Below are 16,907 nucleotides of genomic sequence, written 5' to 3'. Positions count from 1 at the left end.
GCGTTTCGGCGAGGGAATCCGCTCCCGAATCGCATCGGACATCGACGATCCATACCGCTGAATCGGCAGTCGTACAATGGGCGCGCAATGACATCCCCGTTTCCACCGCTCGAACCGCAGGGCACCGTGCTCGGCGACGAGGTGTACACGCTCCTCGGCGAGGCGATCCTGGACGGCCGGCTCAGTGCGGGCGAGCGGCTGCGCGACCAGGAACTGGCCGAGCACTTGGGCGTGTCCCGCACCCCCGTCCGCGAAGCCCTGCAGCGGCTGGAGCGAACCGGCCTGGTCGAGGTCTCCCCCAATCGCTACACCCGCGTCTCCGTTCCCAGCGAGCGCACGCACGCGGACACCAACGAGTTCTTCGTGTACCTCATGGGGAACGCGCTGCGCCTCGCCCTGCGGCGCTGCTCCGACGAAGACCTGACCCGCAGCCTGGAGCACGCGGATGCGATCATCGCGGCATCCCGCATCGACGATCATGAAGGCATCATGGCCGCGACGTCGCGGCTCCTGGACCGCATCGTCGCCGACAGCGAGAACGTCGTCTTCCTCCGGGTGATCCGCGAGGCCGAGCTTGCGATCCGACGCAACCTGGCGGGATGGCATCCGTTCGTCGAGTGCCCGATCCAGCGGACCGCGGGGTACGTCGACTTCCGCGATGCGATCGCCGTACGCGATGGTGCGCGCGCCGAGACGATCCTGCGCGAACTGCACGGCCTGGCGTGATCGACACTTACGCCTGTCGCGACCCCTCGATACCGTTGACGGCGTGAGTCACATCGAACTGCGCGACCTGGACGAGGACGACCTGGACGCGATCTTCGACATGATGCGCGACCGAACGGCGGTGGAGATGGCCGCGTTCACCGCCGCCGATCCGGAAGATCGCGCCGTGTTCGACGAGTGGATCGCGCAGCAGCGCAGGACCGCGGATGTCGCTCTCTACGTCGTCACCGAGGCCGGGGGGTTCGCGGGGACGGCGGCACTGTTCTCCGCCGACGGCGAGCGGGAGGTCACCTATTGGATCGCCCGCCACGCATGGGGGCGCGGCGTCGCGACCGAAGCGCTCCGCCTGCTCGTGTCCCGCGAGCCGGAGCGGCCGCTGTTCGCCCGTGTCGCCGCGCACAACGCGGCATCCCGCGCCGTCCTCACCAAAGTGGGCTTCACGGAGGTCTCCCGCGACATCGAGTTCGCGCCCGGTGTCGGACGTGAGATCGAGGAGATCGTGCTGGTGCTGGTTCCCACGCTGGAGTAGCGGAAACGAAGAAGGCCCCCTTTCGGGGGCCATCTACGTTTCGTGCGCGAGGGGGGAGTTGAACCCCCACGCCCTTTCGGGCACTGGCACCTGAAGCCAGCGCGTCTGCCTATTCCGCCACTCGCGCGAGATGCGGCATCCGGAGATACTGCGCAACTCAACTTCCCGAGGATATCACGCGGTCCGACGTGACTTGCATCGCGTCCGAATCGCCCCGCATCCGCCCTCGACCAGGCAGCCCGCCCACCGACAGAGAATGCATCAGCCACGCGCACCGCCGCCGGAGCAGTCGCGCGACCTCCGCCAGCCTCTCGGAGCAGAAACGCGCTGCCGCCGGCGTGCACCCCGGATCCCGCCCCGCCACGTTCCCAGCTCCGCCCAGCGTATGCAATTAGCATGTACCGACTGGCATCCCTGCCTAAGGAGTCGTGTGGGACTACTTGACAGCTTTGAGAAGGGTCTCGAGCGCGCCGTCAACAGCGCGTTCGCGAAGACCTTCCGCAGCGGTATCCAGCCCGTCGAGATCGCTTCCGCGCTGCGCAGCGAACTCGACAAGAAGGCCGCCGTCGTGAGCCGCGACCGGATTCTGGCGCCCAACACGTTCATCGTGCACCTTGCCACCGCCGACGACGAGCGCATGCGCACGCTCGGCGGCGCCCTCGCCGACGAGCTCGACACCCTCGTGCACAAGCACGCCAAGTCCCAGGGCTACACGTTCGCAGGCCCGGTTTCGATCACCCTCGAACGCGACCCGCAGCTGTCCACCGGTACCCTGCGCGTGAACTCCTCGACCGCCGAGGGCCGCGTGGCGTGGCGGGGGGTTCTCGACGTCGAAGGCAAGCGGCATCCGATCGTGAAATCGCGCACGGTCATCGGCCGGGGCAGCGACGCCGACATCACGATCTCGGACTCCGGCACCAGCCGCAAGCACGTGGAGATCCTGTGGGACGGCGAGCGCGCGATGGTCCGCGACATGCAGTCCACGAACGGAACACTGCTGGATGGCCGCAAGGTGACCGAGGCAGGTCTCCCGCCCGACTCGACCGTCACCATCGGGCGCACCGACATCGTCTTCCACGTCGTCGCGCAGGCTGCTCCAGGACGCCCGGCGCAGCCGGCCGCCGATGCGACACGCGCCTACGACATGCGCGACGGAGGGCCGCTGCGGTGAGTGAACTGACCCTGCTCCTGCTGCAGGTGGGATTCCTCCTGCTGCTGTGGTTCTTCGTGTTCGCTGTCGTGTACTCCCTGCGCGCGGACCTGTTCGGCGTGAAGGTACGGCGGCTGCCGGAGCCGGCGCCCGCGGCAGCACCGGCACCCGCCGCCGCGGCACGTGCCACGGCTCCCGTCGCTCCGCAGAGAGCGGCTCCGTCCGGCGTGCGCGGCGGGCCGGCAACGACCGCCGCCGTCTCGCGCATCGTCATCACCAGCGGCCCGAAGGCCGGGCTGGAGCTTCCGCTGGGCACCGAGCCGCTCACCATCGGGCGATCCAGCGAATCCGGACTGGTGATCCGCGATGACTACACCTCGAGCCATCACGCGCGCCTCGTGCTCTGGGGCGAGCAGTGGATGATCCAGGACCTGGACTCGACGAACGGAACCTGGCACGACGGCGCGCGGGTCAGCTCACCGGTGCCCATCACTTCGGGTGCACCGATCAAGGTCGGCGCGACGACCTTCGAGCTGCGGAAGTAGCGGACCCGCACGCATGGTCTTCCAGGGCTCGAGCGCCGCCATCTCGCACACCGGCAAGGTGCGCTCCAACAATCAGGACTCCGGATACGCCGGATCCAACCTGTTCGCTGTCGCGGACGGCATGGGCGGCCACGCCGGCGGAGATGTCGCATCCAGCCTCGCGATCGCACGACTGGAACGCGTCGACCACCCGTTCGAGTCCACGTCCGAGGCCGAGCGTGCGCTGCGCGATGCCATCGCCGATGCCGCCGTCGAGCTGATCGACACGGTGCACATCAAGCCCGAACTCGCCGGGATGGGTACGACCGTGAGCGCTTTGGTGATGGTCGATGACTACGCGGTCATCGCGCACATCGGCGACTCGCGCATCTACCTCTACCGCGATGACGCCCTGACGCAGATCACGACGGATCACACCTTCGTGCAGCGGCTCGTCGATTCGGGGCGCATCACGCCGGAAGAGGCACGGTTCCATCCGCGCCGTTCGGTGCTGATGCGGGTGCTGGGCGACATGGACCCGGACCCCGAACTGGACACGTTCATCATGCCGACCCAGCCGGGGGATCGCTGGCTGCTGTGCTCGGACGGACTGTGCGGCGTGATCGACGACACGCACACCGCGAAGGCCCTCGCCCTCGGGCTGGCGCCCGGCCGCACCGCCGACAATCTGCTCAAGCAGGCACTCGATGCGGGCGCGCCCGACAACGTCACGATCGTGCTGGTCGACGTGGGCGGACAGCATCCGATCTTCTCCGGCACGCCCACCATCGTCGGTTCCGCGTCCAACCCCCTGGGTGTCGAGGTTCCGGCCGCGCGCTCCGGACGCGGTGGATGGCTGCACCCGAACCGGCAGGCCGCCAACGAGCCGAGCCACTTCGAACCGGCCGCGGAATTCCTCGAGGAGCTCATCGAGGAGGATCGCCGCCGCGCCAAACGGCGCCGCATCGGTTGGATCGTCGGTCTGGTCATCGTCCTCGCCCTGATCGCCGGCGGATTGTTCGCGGCATACAGCTGGACGCAGACGCGGTACTACGTCGGCGCCGACGGGGACACCGTCGTGATCTTCCAGGGAATCCAGCAGAACCTCGGTCCGATCGCCCTGTCGACACCACACGAGGACACCGAGATCCTGCTCGCCGACCTGCCCTCCTTCAGTCGCGCCACCGTCGAACGCACCATCTCGGCGCGTTCGCTCGCCGACGCCGAGGCGATCGTCGACCGGCTGCGCAGCTCCGCGGAGGCCACACGATGAGCGCGTCGTCGAGCAGCACCGAGGCGATCTCCACCGACACGGCGGTCATCCGCGCGCTGCGCCGCATCCGCGTCCCGCAGACCCAGCGCAACCGTGAGCTGTTCCTGCTCATCTTCGCCGTCGCCATCAACTCCGCCTCCGTCGCGCTGGTGCAACTCGGCGCGCTGGGGGCCATCGACGCCACCTTCCTCTTCTACTGCGGCGGCCTGACGGCTCTGGTCTTCGCCCTGCACATCGTGCTGAGGCTGCAGGCGCGGGATGCCGATCCCTTCGTCCTCCCGATCGCCACCGTGCTCACGGGCCTGGGCATCGCGATGATCTACCGCATCGACATCGCGCAGGACCTGCACGGCTGGGACGCGTACTCGACGAAGCAGCTCGCCTGGGCGGGCATCGCCGTCGGTGGCGCGATCGCGGTCGTGCTTCTGCTGCGCAATTACCGGCTGCTCTTCCGCTACACCTACATCGCCGGCCTGGTCGGCGTCGTGCTGCTGATCCTGCCGATCGTCCCGGGGCTCGGGACCAATGCCAATGCGGACGTCTGGGTCTCGCTGGGCTTCTTCTCGTTCCAGCCCGGCGAGCTGGCCAAGATCGCGCTGGCGATCTTCTTCGCGGGCTACCTGGTGCGCACCCGCGAGAGCCTCACCTCCGTGGGCACGCGGTTCCTCGGACTCACCTGGCCGCGCGCCCGGGAGCTCGGCCCGCTCCTGGTGATCTGGTTGATCTCCCTCGCCATCATCGTGCTGCAGCGCGATCTGGGCACCGGCCTGCTCATCTTCGGGATGTTCGTGGCCATGCTCTACGTCGCTACGGGAAAGACCAGCTGGGTCGTTCTCGGCGTGCTGCTCGCCGCGGCAGGGGCTTTCCTCGCCTCGCGCGTGCTGCCCTACGTCGGCGGCCGTTTCGCGAACTGGCTCGATGCGTTCAATCCGGAGGTCATCGAGCGCAGCGGCGGGAGCTACCAGCTGGTCCAGGGCATCTTCGGGCTCGCACACGGTGGCCTGCTGGGCACCGGACTGGGCCAGGGCAGGCCGTACATCACGCCACTCTCGCAGAGCGACTACATCCTTCCCAGTCTCGGTGAGGAGCTCGGCCTCATCGGGGTGTTCGCGATCCTGTGTCTGTACATGGTCTTCACCAGCCGCGGCATCCGGATCGGTCTGGCCGGTCAGGACGACTTCGGCAAGCTCCTGGCTACCGGGCTGTCGTTCACGATCGCGCTGCAGGTGTTCATCATGGTCGGCGGGGTGACACGCATCATCCCGCTCACCGGGCTGACGACCCCGTTCCTCGCCGCGGGTGGATCATCGCTCGTGGCCAACTGGATCATCGTCGCGATCCTGCTGCGGATCTCCGACGCGGTGCGCAGCCGTCCTCGGGTGGTGATCGGCTGAGATGACCAAAGAACTTCGGCGTCTCAGCATCCTCATGCTGCTGATGTTCCTCGCCCTGTTCGCCTCGACGAGCGTGATCCAGGTGGTGCAGGCGGAGACCCTGGCGGAGAACTCCCGCAACACGCGGTCACTCTACGATTCCTACGAGGTGCAGCGCGGGTCGATCATCGCCAGCGGTGCGGCGATCGCATCGTCGGTTCCGACCGATGACGTCTTCAGCTGGCAGCGGGTGTATGCCGACGCACCCATGTGGGCACCGGTCACCGGCTACATCAACCCCGCCCTGGGCGCCGCGACGGGGCTCGAGCAGGCGATGAACCAGGAACTGAGCGGCACGGCCGGTTCCCAGTTCCTCGCCCGCGTCGAGCGCATCTTCACCGGACAGCCGCCGCGCGGTTCCAATGTCGAGCTGAGCCTGGATGCCGGTGTGCAACGCGCGGCATTCGACGCGCTCGGCGGTCTGGAGGGCGCGGTCATCGCGATCGAACCGTCCACCGGGAGGGTCCTGGCGATGGTCACCAGCCCGAGCTTCGATACGAACCAGCTCGCCGCGCACAACACGGCCGAGGTCAACACGGTCTACGACCAGCTCGCCGCGGATCCGGCTCATCCGCTCTTCAACCGGGCGATCGGCGGCGACCTGAACCCACCCGGTTCGACGTTCAAGCTCGTCGTCGCCTCTGCCGCACTCGCATCGGGCGACTGGACTCCGCAGTCGACGCTGCCCAACCCGGCGTCCTACCAGCTGCCGCAATCCAGCAGCGTGGTCTTCAACGCCAGCGGTGGCACGTGCGGTCCCGACGAGACGGTCACGCTCGCGGACGCCCTGCGTCTGAGCTGCAACATCCCGTTCGCCGAGCTGGCAGTCGAGCTCGGCGACACCGCGATCCGCGAGGAGGCGGTCAAGTACGGCTTCAACACGTCGCTGTCGATCCCGCTCAGCTCGACGCCCTCCAGCTACCCGCGCGGGCTGGACGATCCGCAGACCGCGCTGACCGGATTCGGGCAAGGCCAGGTCACCGCCACTCCGCTTCAGATGGCCATGGTGTCCGCGGGCATCGCGAACGAAGGAATCGTCATGAACCCACGCATGGTCGACCAGGTCATCGGCGCCGATCTCTCGGTGCAGCAGACGTTCGATGACACCGAGTTCGGGCGGGCGCTGGATTCCGCACTGGCCGCTGAGCTGGCCGCGATGATGGTCGCCAATGTCAGTGACGGCGCGGCCTCGGGTGCAAGAATGGACGGAGTCGATGTGGGCGGCAAGACAGGCACCGCAGAGAATGGATCAGGTCGGCCGTACACACTGTGGTTCACCGGGTTCGCTCCCGCGGACAATCCGCAGGTGGCTGTCGCCGTCGTAATCGAGGACGGAGGCGGCGAGGGTCAGTCGGGCAGCGGCAATACCATCGCAGCACCGATCGCGAAGAAGGTCATGGAGGCGGTGCTGGGACGATGAGACCGACGCAGGGAGTGACCTTCGGCGGCCGCTACGAGCTTGACTCGCGGATCGCGATCGGCGGCATGGGCGAGGTGTGGGAGGCGACCGACCACGTGATCGGCCGCACCGTCGCCATCAAGATCCTCAAAGACGAGTACATGGGGGATCCCGGATTCCTCGAGCGCTTCCGCGCCGAAGCGCGCCACGCTGCGCTGGTGAACCATGAGGGCATCGCGAGCGTCTTCGACTACGGCGAGGAAGCCGGCAGCGCCTTCCTGGTGATGGAGCTCGTCCCCGGTGAGGCGCTCTCGACGATCATCGAGCGCGACGGCTCCCTCTCGACCGACAAGACGCTCGACATCGTCGCGCAGACCTCTGCAGCGCTTCAGGCGGCGCACGCCGCAGGGCTGGTCCACCGCGACATCAAGCCCGGCAACCTCCTGATCACCCCGGACGGCCGGGTCAAGATCACGGACTTCGGCATCGCACGCATCGCCGACCAGGTTCCGCTGACCGCCACAGGTCAGGTCATGGGAACCGTCCAGTACCTCTCTCCTGAGCAGGCGTCCGGTCATCCCGCGTCTCCCGCCACCGACACCTACTCGCTGGGCATCGTCGCCTACGAGTGCCTCGCGGGCCGGCGGCCCTTCACGGGCGAGTCGCAGGTGGCCATCGCGATGGCCCAGATCAACGAGCAGGCGCCACCGCTGCCGCCGACTGTGGCGGTGCCCGTGCAGAACCTCGTCATGGCCATGATCGCCAAGAAGCCCGAGGACCGACCCGCGTCCGCGGCGGTCGTCGCCCGTGCGGCCACCGCACTGCGGCGCGGCGATGTGGCGGCCGCGGCGGCCGCCGTGCCTGCGATCGCGACGGGTGCCTCCGCCGGCGACGACATGACCCAGCTGCTGACCTCTGCCGGGCAGACCGGTGCGGCGACGCGTCTGCTGCCCGCGCCGGATGCGCCGGACGAGCAGCGCGAGGCCAAGAAGCGCAGCCCGTGGACCTGGCCGCTGATCGCACTCATCGTGCTGCTGCTGCTGGTCCTCGGCGGCACGGTCTGGGCGTTCCTGGCCAATCAGCAAGCGCCGACACCGAGCCCCACCAGCACCTCTCCCACTCCGACCGAGTCCTCGGCGCCTCCGACACCGGTCCCGACCACCTCGACGATCGCGGTCGATGCCCTCGGCCTGGCGGGATTGGACTGCAGCGAGGCGGCGACGAAGGCGCGCGATGCGGGTGTGGATGCTGTCGACTGCGTCGGCGGGGACCCGGCTCCGACCGGGAACGACGTCAACAAGGTCTACCGCGTGAGCCCATCGGGCAACATCCCACCGTCGCAGCTGCTGACGCTGACGTTCTACGTCGATCAGGTGGCGCTGCCCGCTCCGGCCGCTCCGACGATGGCGGGAACGGTCGTGGCCGGCGACGAGACGCAGGTCTCGTGGTCGGGATACACCTGTCCGTCCGGAACGGGTACGGTCAGTGCCTACAACTTCACGGCCGTGCACGGGACGTTCTCGAGCACCGGTCAGTCCACGGCCGCGTTCGGTCCGAACGACCGCAACGGCCAGCTTCTGGCCGACAACAGCCCGGGCCAGACGATCATCGTGACGTACACCGTCACGTGCTCGGGCGGTTCGGCCGGTCAGCGCGAGTCGGGCCCGTCGGGCGAGGCGAACGCGCAGATCCAGCCGTCCGCGCCGGATCCCACCCCGACCCCGTAGCCGTTCGATTCAGCGAGTCGAGTCGCAGCGGTTAGGCTGGCTCTGTTCCACCCCAGGGAGTGACCGTGACAACTGAGCCGCGCGTGCTTTCGGGGCGCTACCGCGTCGACGAGCTGATCGGTCGCGGCGGCATGGCCACCGTGTACCGCGGGTACGACCTGACCCTGGGCCGGCAGGTTGCCATCAAGCTCCTGAACCGCGACCTTGCCAACGACAACGCGTTCCGCACGCGGTTCCGGTTGGAGGCGCAGGCCGCCTCGCGGATGGCCCACCCCACGATCGTGCGAGTCTTCGACGCCGGTGAAGACACCGAGACCAGCCCGGACGGCACGGTCCGGCCGGTGCCGTACATCGTCATGGAGCTGGTCCACGGCGCGCTCCTGAAGGACGTGATCAGCGCCGGTCCCGTCCCCGTTTCCGAGGCCGTGCGCTATGTGGACGGCATCCTCGAAGCCCTGGAGTACTCGCACCGCGCCGGTGTGGTGCACCGCGACATCAAGCCGGGCAACGTCATGGTCACCGACGCCGGCCAGGTCAAGGTGATGGATTTCGGCATCGCCCGCGCGGTGTCCGATTCGTCGTCGACGGTCGCCGAGACCACCGCGATCCTCGGCACCGCCGCCTACTTCTCACCCGAGCAGGCCAAGGGCGAACCGGTCGACGCGCGCGCGGACGTCTACTCGGCCGGCGTGGTCCTGTACGAACTCGTCGCCGGTCGCCCGCCGTTCCGCGGCGAATCACCCGTCGCGGTCGCCTACCAGCACGTCAGCGAAGCACCCCTGCCTCCGTCCGAGGTGAACGAGACGGTGCCGCGCACCATGGACACCGTCGTCCTGCGCGCACTCGCGAAGGATCCCTTCCAGCGCTACCAGGACGCCGCCGCGTTCCGCGAGGCCCTCGACGCGACGGTCGGCGGGAAGGTTCCCTCGAAGAAGGCGGTCGGGGCGCTTACGAGCGAGCTCTACGGCCCGAATCCTCGGCAGGCCGCCGAGACGGCGCGATCGCTTCGCCAGCTCAGCACCGACACCACCATGAAGCGCACGCAGGCGGGCCCGCCGGTGGCCTGGATCTGGGCGAGCGTGGCAATTCTCGCCGTGCTCCTGATCTCGGTGCTGTTCTGGGTCCTGTCCATCCGGCCTGGTACCGACGTGCCGTCGAATGCGCGTCTGGTCCCCGATGTCGCGGGAATGACCTATGAGCGGGCGAGCGTCGAGATCGGCGCGGAGGATCTGACGTCGTTCCGTGTCGACGAGCCCAACTCGACCGTTGCGGTGGGCAACGTCATCCGTACCGATCCGGGTGCCGGTGAATCGGTCAGCCCCGGTCAAGAAGTACGGGTGTTCGTGTCCACGGGCCAGGCGACCACGACGGTGCCGGCCCTCGAGGGGCTGGGTCAGGATGCCGCGGCCTCGGCACTCGCCACCGCGGGCCTGACGCTCGGCGCGGTCACACCCCGCAACGACCCTGCCCTCGGAGCCGGCACGGTCATCTCCTCCGATCAGCCGGCCGGCGCCGAACTTCCGGTCGGAGCGACGGTGAACGTCGTTGCGGCGACCGGGCGCGTCGTGATCAACGACGTCACCGGGTACACGCTCGAGGCGGCGACGCGCGAGCTGGAAGGCCCCGAGTCCCAGCTCGTCGTCATCCCGCAGGAAGATCCCTCGTGCACGGCCGTGTCCCCGCCGGTCGTCCGGACGCAGTCGATCGCACCGGGTGAGGCGCCGATCCACTCCGAAGTGATCCTCGCCTACTGCTCCGGTCCCTGAGCGAGGGCGCACGCAATGCGCCGGTCGCGGATCACTCCGCGCCGTGAGGGATGCGCGGCGCGGTCAGCGGCGCGGGTGCAGGGCGGCGCCTCGGGCGGACGCGCCGGCGAACCCGACGGACTCGAGCCAGTTGCCCAGTAGCCGGTGTCCGCCCTCGGTGAGTACTGCCTCGGGGTGGAACTGAACACCCTGAATCGGCGCCGTCCGGTGCGCGATCCCCATGATGACGCCACTTTCGGTCCGACTGGTGACGACCAGCTCGGCGGGCAGCGTGCCCGGAACGATGGCCAACGAGTGGTAGCGGGTGGCGGTGAACGGGCTCGGCAGACCCGCGTAGAGCGGATCGTCGTCGTGCTCGACGAGCGAGACCATCCCGTGCATCAGCTCGGGTGCATGCGCGACCGTCGCACCGTACGCCTCTGCGATCGCCTGATGACCGAGGCAGACGCCCAGCAGCGGAATCCGCGCCTCCGCGGCGGCGCGGACCACTGCGATCGACGCGCCCGCGCGCGCGGGAGTTCCCGGCCCGGGTGAGACGAGCACGCCCCGGTAATTCGCGATGACGGATGCCGCGGCATCCGTCTCGATCGCATCCGCCTCGACGAGGTCGGTGTCCGCGCCGAGCTCGTGGACATATCCGACGAGGGTGTGCACGAAGCTGTCGTGGTTGTCGACGACGAGGATCGGTGCGGTCATCGCGGTGACCCGTGTGCGCACTCAGCCAACGGTGACGTCCTGGGGGTTGACGATGTCGCCGATCCAGGGGAAGGCGTAGAAGAAGAGGCCGTAGAGCACCGCGGCGATCAGGACCACGAGGATGAGAATCCGAACCCACCACGGGCCGGGCAGGACTCGCCAAAGCGCCGCGTACATCAGGCGGTCGCTCCTTCCGTGAGGGATGCCGGTGCCCCGGCGGAGCGCGGGGTGAACGACTCGAACACGCCGTATGCGATCGCGCGCTCCGAGAAGCCGTAGCGCGGGCTGCAGGTGGTCATCGTGATGATGCTGTCCGTCGCCGTCGCATCGACCACCTGCGGGACCGGCAGCAGAACCTCGACCTGGTCGGGTTGCACGTACTCGAGGTTGCGGTACCGGTACGTGTACCAGCCGTCGGCGGTTTCGACCACGATCGCGTCATTCACACGCAGTCCGGGCAGGTCCTGGAACGGGGCGCCATGGCTGCCCCGGTGGCCGGCGACAGCGAAGTTCCCCGCCTGGCCGGGCATCGCCGTCCCCGGGTAGTGGCCGATGCCGATCGGGTTGAGCGTGACCGAGGCGCTCACGCCGCCCGCCAGGTTGAAGTAGTAGTCGGGCCCGAATCGGGGGATCCGCATGATTCCGAAGATCTCGCCCTCCGCGGGCTCCGCCAGAATCGGCGCCTCCACCGTGGTCGGCGTGGTGGGGTCGGCGGCAGGGGGCTCGGTGGGCTGCCCAGTGGGCTGCGGCGTCGGCGCGGCATCCGCCGGCTCCTGCGAGGCCCACTCCTCGGACAGCGATTTCGCTTCGTCCTTGAACTGGGCGCCGATGATGATGTCCCCGATCCACAGCTGCCACGAGACGTACAGCAGCGCGATCACACCAGCGGTGATGAACAGCTCGCCCACGACGCCCATGACCGAGGTGCGGCGTCGAGGCTGCGGATTGCGGCGCCGATCGCGGCGGGTCGGCGCGTCGCGCGCGCCTTCGTTCGTTGCCTCGTCCACACCTGGATTCTAAGGCAGGCCCCCTGTGGTCCTGCCCGGAGCGCGACCCCGGTGGGCTTCACCGGCCGCCCGAGACCGGGAGGGTAGGATATCCGTATGGCACGACCGGGCAAAGACGACGACTCCCTCGTGGAGCGCACCGAAGGCGAATCCGCACCCAATCCGGTGTGGTTCAAGCCGATCATGATCGGCCTCATGCTGGTCGGTCTCGTCTGGGTGCTCGTGTTCTACCTCAGCGGCCAGCAGTTCCCCATTCCCGGCGTCGGTGCCTGGAATCTCGTCATCGGATTCGGCATCGCCTTCGTCGGATTCCTGATGACCACGCGCTGGCGCTGACGACCTTCCCCCTTCGCCCACGCGGCGAATTACACGGGTGTGATTCATCCCCAGGTGTGGATGAACCTGTGGATAACTTTGCCGCGTCAGCGGATCACCCGTAGATCAGCGGCGGCAGCAGCAGCAGGGCGAAGAGGCCGACGGTCACGGCCGCCAGCAGCCAGACCTGCAGAGCCTGCTGTCGTACCGATCGCGTTCGGGCGTAGATCAGCCCGACCAGAGCGCCGACGACGAGGCCACCGACGTGCGCCTGCCAGGCGACCTGGAACCCGGGCACGAATCCGATCACGAGGTTCAGTCCCAGGATGAGGACGATTCCCCGGATGTTCGCGCCGATGTGCCGACCGATCACCAGCAGGGCGCCGAGCAGGCCGAATACCGCGCCGGAGGCTCCGACCACCCAGATACCCGGGGCGATGAGCGCGACGCCCACCGAACCGCCCAGGCCACCCAGTAGGTACAGCGCCAGGAATCGCCAGCGCCCGAGCAGGGGCTCGAGGCTGCGGCCGATCATCCATACCGCGAGCATGTTGAGCCCGACGTGGAAGAACCCGCTGTGGACGAGCAGCACCGTGAACAGGCGCCACGGCTGGAACGGGGCCGCATTCCACGCCGGTGCGACGAACAGGCTGTTGAAGGCGAGCAGCTCCTGGACGGCCAGGCCGGGGATGAGCTGGGTCAGGTAGACCAGCAGAGTGACCCCGACGATCCCGTAGGTCACCAGCGGCCGCGAGGCGGCGGCGGTGACCGCCCGCGGGCGCGACCAGCGTCGTTCGGCCTTGCGCTGCGCGGTGGTCTGGGTCTTCTGCTGCTCGCCCATGCACTCCGGACAGACCACGCCGACCGCGCCCTGCGTCTGGCACTCCGGGCAGACCGTGCGCAGACACCGCTGACACAGCACGAAACTCTGCCGGTCGGGATGCCGGTAACAGTAGTTGTCGCTGTTGCCAGCGAAGTCGGGCGAGGTCACGCGGGGTCGAGCGCCCTAGACGGAGACGACGTCGACGGACTGGAGCACGACGGGCTCGAGCGGTCGGTCGCCGGCGGCCGTAGGCAGCGCGCTGATCGTGTCGACGACGGCCTTGGAGGCGTCGTCGGCGACCTCGCCGAAGATCGAGTGCTTGCCCTGCAGCCACTCCGGTCCGCGTCCGCCCTGGCCGGGGACCGTGATGAAGAACTGCGACCCGTTCGTGCCTTCGGGCTGGCCGGTGATCGCATTGCGCCGCAGACCGGCGTTCGCCATCGCGAGCTTGTAGGGTGCGGTGAAGGTGAGCTCACCGTTGATCTCGTCGTTGAAGTTGTAACCCGGTCCGCCGGTGCCCTGCCCGAGCGGGTCGCCGCCCTGGATCATGAAACCCGAGATGATCCGGTGGAAGACGACGTCCTTGTACAGCGGGCCCGTGCCCGGCTTTCCCGTCGCCGGGTCGGTCCACTCCTTGGATCCGTCCGACAGACCGACGAAGTTCGCGACCGTTGTGGGTGCGTGGTCTCCGAAGAGGTTGACGACGATGTCGCCGTAGTTGGTGTGCAAAGTGGCTACCGCTGTGTGCTGAGGCATGTCGTCTATTCTCTCAGAGTTCTGTGGGAACCCTCCCGTCCGGGGTGCGGTCTGGCAAGATGGGAAAACTACATCCCCCGGCCTTTGGGAGGGCAAACGTGAGCGTGAACCGCAAGCGCAAGAAGGAACTCCGCCGACTGCAGGTGCAGGCGAACAGTCTGTGGGAGTCGCAGCAGGTGCTCGTCGGCGAAGCGGCGAACATCGCGCGTGAGGCCAGCCGGCAGCTCGGCCACTTCGGTCGTGAGCAGGTCGTGCCCTCGGTGCAGGCCGGTTACGGAAAGTACGCAGCGCCCTATGTCGACAAGGGCATGCAGTTCTCCAAGAACGTGCTGAGCGACAAGGTCGTTCCGACTGCAGGAGCGGTGGTCGGATCCGCACTCTCGGTGTGGGACGCCGCCAACGACACCCGATCCCGCCTGGCCTCCGGTCGTGGGTTCGCGATGCCGGACGCCGCCACGTATGCGAAGAAGGCGGACAAGTACGGCGCGCAGGCATCGAAGCGCATGGCGCAGAAGCTCCGCGTGCTCGACCCGCCCAAGCGGGGCATCGGCGCCGGAGGCGTGGTCGCGATCATCCTCGGTGTCGCAGCGGCTATCGGCGTCGTGTATGCGGCCTGGCAGACGCTTCGGGCCGACGACGAGCTGTGGGTTGCCGACGACCCGCTGCGCGCACCGGACGCCTGAGTCACTTTCGCGAAGAGCCCCGCCGTTCGGTGGGGCTCTTCGTCGTCGGTAGCCTGGTGCGATGAGCGACGGCATCGACCCCCTGGCTCGCGTCCGCGACGCAGCTGCAGCCCGCGGACTGGCGATCGAGATAAAGGAGCGCCCCGCGGCGGACAGCCTCGCCGAGGCGGCCGAGCTGCTCGGCATCCCTCCCGCAGGAATCGTCAAGACGCTGGTGGTCAAACGCAGCGACGACACCTATCTGTTCGCCCTGATCCCCGGTGACCGGGCGATCTCCTGGCCGAAGCTGCGCGCGGTGGTGGGCGTGAACAAGCTGCAGCTGCCCGATCCTGCGCGGGCGCTCGCGGCCACCGGGTACGAGCGCGGAACGATCGTTCCCATCGGCAGTTCCCACGAATGGCCGATCTTCGCCGATGAGCGCATCGTCGGGCGGCGTGTCGCGATGGGCGCGGGTGCGCACGGCTACAGCCTCTTCGCCGACGCGGATGCCCTGATCGCCACCTACAGCGCAACGGTCGCGGACATCTCGCAGGCCGTCTGAGAAGGAGCGTGCTCGGCCCACCGCTCAGTCGCGGCGCTCGGCCATCCTCAGCCCGATGTCGACGAGTTTCACGCGCCGAAGGGCGTGCAGGCTCTGAAGCGGGAACCACTCCGCGCGGTCGGTGGACCCATTGGTCTCGTTGCGCAGACGTCCCCCGGTGACCCGCCCGCGGTACACGATGCGAAGAGCATGCAGCGGGCCGGTCGCTCCGGGCGTGAGGCGTCGCGTCGCGGGGATCACACGAGAATGGATGCCGAGGAGCTCGCCCACGGCCGCCCGATAGCCCGTCTCCTCACGCACCTCGCGGCGGGCTGCGTGCTCCGGGTCCTCACCGGGCTCGAGCCCGCCACCGGGAAGGGTCCACGCCGCGCGGCGTCCCTCGTTCCAGTGGGCGAGCAGGATGCGATCATCAGCGTCGATGATGACGGCGTATGCCGCGATCCGCGTGTCCATGCCTCGACTCTACCGACGGGGATTTGTCCCCTTGTCCGACGCGCGGCTTCGCCGCTCGTTCGAATCGCCGTACCCGATAACGCGAGAAGCACCGACCCTCGCGGGCCGGTGCTTCTCACGTTGTGGAGCCTAGAGTCCCCCCGCCCTCCACACGGCGCTTCGCGCCGCGCGGAGCCTCGATCTGAGCTGGCGTCTTCGTCTGAACAGATGTTGGACCCACTTCCGATGGTTTTTTCCGGGCTCACCCGATTCCGCCACTGAACTCGTCGCGCCGACGCAACAGTCCACTTCGCGCGGGCGATGCGCGCACTTCGGTGGGTACTTCGATGTCGCTGGTAAGCCGTAGTCTGACGGCACGTTCCAGAGTTGCGGCTTTCGGTACCTGGCCGGCCGCACGGCAACCCGAGTCCCATCGACTTCCGGGTGCCCCAGGGGAAGAACGGGCGTGGCGCTGATCGGCGGCGCGCAAGTTCGATGGGTCCACCGCCCCGAGAGGGGCACGCCATGTGCACAGACCCTACGGACGACGGGCGGACCGCCGGCTCGTTCGACCCCGGATCGGATCCGACGCAGCGGGCCGCATATGACTGGTTGATCAGGGCCGCCCGCGCCAGCGCAGGTGCGGCCGCTGAACGGGCGCTGTGGGATGAAGTGGACTCGTCGCTATGGCAGGACAGCATCGCGGCGAGCAACTATGACCAGGCGCGGGCGAGGGTCGACGTGAACCGTCTCTTGCACTATGGTCACCCGATTCCGGTCAGCCGTGGCTTCACCGCCGCATTCGTCTCAGAGAACTATCCCGGCTGGACGTGGAATGAGCTGATCGGCGTGCTGAAGGACGCGGGCGTGGTGATAGGCGGGGTCCCACCACATTGCGAACCTGGTGTCGGAGCCGTTCACTTCGACGCGGACGGCTCCTGGCTCGTGGAATGGGAGGACGGTCGCATCACGCGATCCACGTGCTGACGCATTACGGGCGGAGGGCGACTCGACAGTCTTCGCACACACCATGCGGCTGCGGCGCTCGACGCGTGATGGACCGTGCCGCGAAGCACATGGCTGTTTGGGGCGACCGGAACCAGCCTGACGTGATCCGGACGACGTAG

The 16,907-nt window shown here is 68.2% G+C and carries 19 protein-coding genes, 1 tRNA gene and 1 riboswitch; of the genes, 13 read left to right on the top strand and 7 right to left on the bottom strand.

All coding sequences use genetic code 11. The features are described 5' to 3' along the window. Positions 1 to 87: 87 nt before the first annotated feature. Both ABD655_RS01905 and ABD655_RS01900 read left to right on the top strand, forming a co-directional pair. Complete coding sequence (locus ABD655_RS01905) at positions 88 to 726, top strand: GntR family transcriptional regulator (protein ID WP_344711155.1); 639 nt, start codon at positions 88 to 90, stop codon at positions 724 to 726. A gap of 43 nt (positions 727 to 769) precedes the next feature. After that, positions 770 to 1,255 (top strand): GNAT family N-acetyltransferase, encoded by a 486-nt coding sequence (locus tag ABD655_RS01900; protein ID WP_344711152.1) that lies wholly within the window; start codon positions 770 to 772, stop codon positions 1,253 to 1,255. A 43-nt stretch (positions 1,256 to 1,298) separates the two neighbouring features. Here the strand turns inward: ABD655_RS01900 and ABD655_RS01895 are convergent. Then, positions 1,299 to 1,382: transfer RNA gene (locus ABD655_RS01895), tRNA-Leu, on the bottom strand. A 303-nt stretch (positions 1,383 to 1,685) separates the two neighbouring features. Between ABD655_RS01895 and ABD655_RS01890 the strand changes: the two genes are divergently transcribed. The 7 genes from ABD655_RS01890 to pknB all read left to right on the top strand — a co-directional run bounded on the left by ABD655_RS01890 (position 1,686) and on the right by pknB (position 10,527). Next, entirely contained in the window at positions 1,686 to 2,426 is a 741-nt protein-coding gene (locus ABD655_RS01890; RefSeq protein ID WP_344711149.1) for an FHA domain-containing protein, read from the top strand. Continuing rightward, positions 2,423 to 2,950 carry an FHA domain-containing protein FhaB/FipA gene (locus ABD655_RS01885; RefSeq protein ID WP_344711147.1) on the top strand — a complete coding sequence of 176 codons (528 nt, stop codon included), beginning with the start codon at positions 2,423 to 2,425 and terminating at the stop codon, positions 2,948 to 2,950. The genes ABD655_RS01890 and ABD655_RS01885 overlap by 4 nt, the downstream gene beginning before the upstream one ends. Positions 2,951 to 2,963: 13 nt before the next feature. Further along, positions 2,964 to 4,202 (top strand): PP2C family protein-serine/threonine phosphatase, encoded by a 1,239-nt coding sequence (locus tag ABD655_RS01880; RefSeq protein ID WP_344711144.1) that lies wholly within the window; start codon positions 2,964 to 2,966, stop codon positions 4,200 to 4,202. Beyond that, entirely contained in the window at positions 4,199 to 5,596 is a 1,398-nt protein-coding gene (locus ABD655_RS01875; RefSeq protein WP_344711141.1) for an FtsW/RodA/SpoVE family cell cycle protein, read from the top strand. The genes ABD655_RS01880 and ABD655_RS01875 overlap by 4 nt, the downstream gene beginning before the upstream one ends. A 1-nt stretch (position 5,597) precedes the next feature. Beyond that, positions 5,598 to 7,055, top strand: coding sequence for a peptidoglycan D,D-transpeptidase FtsI family protein (locus ABD655_RS01870; RefSeq protein WP_344711138.1), 1,458 nt, complete (start codon positions 5,598 to 5,600; stop codon positions 7,053 to 7,055). Continuing rightward, on the top strand, positions 7,052 to 8,761 hold the full coding sequence (locus ABD655_RS01865; RefSeq protein ID WP_344711135.1) for a serine/threonine-protein kinase: 1,710 nt from the start codon (positions 7,052 to 7,054) through the stop codon (positions 8,759 to 8,761). The genes ABD655_RS01870 and ABD655_RS01865 overlap by 4 nt, the downstream gene beginning before the upstream one ends. A 65-nt stretch (positions 8,762 to 8,826) precedes the next feature. Beyond that, entirely contained in the window at positions 8,827 to 10,527 is a 1,701-nt protein-coding gene (gene pknB / locus ABD655_RS01860) for a Stk1 family PASTA domain-containing Ser/Thr kinase (protein ID WP_344711132.1), read from the top strand. Positions 10,528 to 10,590: 63 nt separating this feature from the next. On the opposite strand, the gene ABD655_RS01855 is transcribed toward pknB, so the two are convergent. Genes ABD655_RS01855 through ABD655_RS01845 form a run of 3 tightly spaced genes read right to left on the bottom strand, consistent with a single transcriptional unit; the run spans position 10,591 to position 12,230 of the window. After that, positions 10,591 to 11,223: an anthranilate synthase component II gene (locus tag ABD655_RS01855; protein ID WP_344711129.1), complete on the bottom strand. Its 633-nt coding sequence runs from the start codon at positions 11,221 to 11,223 to the stop codon at positions 10,591 to 10,593. A 21-nt stretch (positions 11,224 to 11,244) separates the two neighbouring features. Next, positions 11,245 to 11,400, bottom strand: a complete 156-nt coding sequence (locus ABD655_RS01850; protein WP_344711126.1) for a hypothetical protein — start codon at positions 11,398 to 11,400, stop codon at positions 11,245 to 11,247. Then, positions 11,400 to 12,230: a class E sortase gene (locus ABD655_RS01845; RefSeq protein WP_344711123.1), complete on the bottom strand. Its 831-nt coding sequence runs from the start codon at positions 12,228 to 12,230 to the stop codon at positions 11,400 to 11,402. Before ABD655_RS01845 ends, ABD655_RS01850 begins: the two co-directional genes overlap by 1 nt. A 96-nt stretch (positions 12,231 to 12,326) precedes the next feature. Here ABD655_RS01845 and ABD655_RS01840 point away from each other — a divergent pair, with 96 nt between their 5' ends. Then, a complete protein-coding gene (locus tag ABD655_RS01840) occupies positions 12,327 to 12,566 on the top strand; it encodes a cell division protein CrgA (protein WP_344711120.1) in 240 nt (79 codons plus the stop codon). 94 nt (positions 12,567 to 12,660) lie between these two features. Here ABD655_RS01840 and ABD655_RS01835 read toward each other — a convergent pair whose 3' ends face one another. After that, positions 12,661 to 13,536, bottom strand: coding sequence for a rhomboid family intramembrane serine protease (locus ABD655_RS01835; protein ID WP_344711117.1), 876 nt, complete (start codon positions 13,534 to 13,536; stop codon positions 12,661 to 12,663). Positions 13,537 to 13,551: 15 nt separating this feature from the next. Then, complete coding sequence (locus tag ABD655_RS01830) at positions 13,552 to 14,124, bottom strand: peptidylprolyl isomerase (protein ID WP_344711114.1); 573 nt, start codon at positions 14,122 to 14,124, stop codon at positions 13,552 to 13,554. A 98-nt stretch (positions 14,125 to 14,222) separates the two neighbouring features. On the opposite strand from ABD655_RS01830, the gene ABD655_RS01825 reads away from it, so the two are divergent. Both ABD655_RS01825 and ABD655_RS01820 read left to right on the top strand, forming a co-directional pair. Next, complete coding sequence (locus ABD655_RS01825; RefSeq protein ID WP_344711111.1) at positions 14,223 to 14,807, top strand: DNA helicase; 585 nt, start codon at positions 14,223 to 14,225, stop codon at positions 14,805 to 14,807. 61 nt (positions 14,808 to 14,868) lie between these two features. Next, positions 14,869 to 15,348, top strand: coding sequence for an aminoacyl-tRNA deacylase (locus ABD655_RS01820; RefSeq protein WP_344711108.1), 480 nt, complete (start codon positions 14,869 to 14,871; stop codon positions 15,346 to 15,348). Positions 15,349 to 15,372: 24 nt separating this feature from the next. Here ABD655_RS01820 and ABD655_RS01815 read toward each other — a convergent pair whose 3' ends face one another. Beyond that, positions 15,373 to 15,801 (bottom strand): NUDIX hydrolase, encoded by a 429-nt coding sequence (locus tag ABD655_RS01815; protein WP_344711105.1) that lies wholly within the window; start codon positions 15,799 to 15,801, stop codon positions 15,373 to 15,375. A 357-nt stretch (positions 15,802 to 16,158) separates the two neighbouring features. Next, positions 16,159 to 16,279: riboswitch (SAM riboswitch) on the top strand. A gap of 26 nt (positions 16,280 to 16,305) precedes the next feature. Here ABD655_RS01815 and ABD655_RS01810 point away from each other — a divergent pair. After that, entirely contained in the window at positions 16,306 to 16,767 is a 462-nt protein-coding gene (locus ABD655_RS01810; RefSeq protein WP_344711102.1) for a hypothetical protein, read from the top strand. Positions 16,768 to 16,907 lie beyond the last annotated feature (140 nt).

Origin of the sequence: Microbacterium terregens (assembly GCF_039534975.1) — a bacterium.
Lineage (GTDB): Bacteria > Actinomycetota > Actinomycetes > Actinomycetales > Microbacteriaceae > Microbacterium > Microbacterium terregens.
This window is presented reverse-complemented; position numbering and strand designations above follow the sequence as displayed.

Excerpts from the sequence above, each read along its gene's own strand:
- ABD655_RS01815 (WP_344711105.1), bottom strand. The coding sequence starts at position 15,801 with ATGGACACGCGGATCGCGGCATACGCCGTCATCATCGACGCTGATGAT.
- ABD655_RS01880 (WP_344711144.1), top strand. The coding sequence starts at position 2,964 with ATGGTCTTCCAGGGCTCGAGCGCCGCCATCTCGCACACCGGCAAGGTG.
- ABD655_RS01840 (WP_344711120.1), top strand. The coding sequence starts at position 12,327 with ATGGCACGACCGGGCAAAGACGACGACTCCCTCGTGGAGCGCACCGAA.
- ABD655_RS01820 (WP_344711108.1), top strand. The coding sequence starts at position 14,869 with ATGAGCGACGGCATCGACCCCCTGGCTCGCGTCCGCGACGCAGCTGCA.
- ABD655_RS01830 (WP_344711114.1), bottom strand. The coding sequence starts at position 14,124 with ATGCCTCAGCACACAGCGGTAGCCACTTTGCACACCAACTACGGCGAC.
- ABD655_RS01875 (WP_344711141.1), top strand. The coding sequence starts at position 4,199 with ATGAGCGCGTCGTCGAGCAGCACCGAGGCGATCTCCACCGACACGGCG.
- ABD655_RS01855 (WP_344711129.1), bottom strand. The coding sequence starts at position 11,223 with ATGACCGCACCGATCCTCGTCGTCGACAACCACGACAGCTTCGTGCAC.
- ABD655_RS01905 (WP_344711155.1), top strand. The coding sequence starts at position 88 with ATGACATCCCCGTTTCCACCGCTCGAACCGCAGGGCACCGTGCTCGGC.
- ABD655_RS01850 (WP_344711126.1), bottom strand. The coding sequence starts at position 11,400 with ATGTACGCGGCGCTTTGGCGAGTCCTGCCCGGCCCGTGGTGGGTTCGG.
- ABD655_RS01865 (WP_344711135.1), top strand. The coding sequence starts at position 7,052 with ATGAGACCGACGCAGGGAGTGACCTTCGGCGGCCGCTACGAGCTTGAC.
- ABD655_RS01870 (WP_344711138.1), top strand. The coding sequence starts at position 5,598 with ATGACCAAAGAACTTCGGCGTCTCAGCATCCTCATGCTGCTGATGTTC.
- ABD655_RS01810 (WP_344711102.1), top strand. The coding sequence starts at position 16,306 with ATGTGCACAGACCCTACGGACGACGGGCGGACCGCCGGCTCGTTCGAC.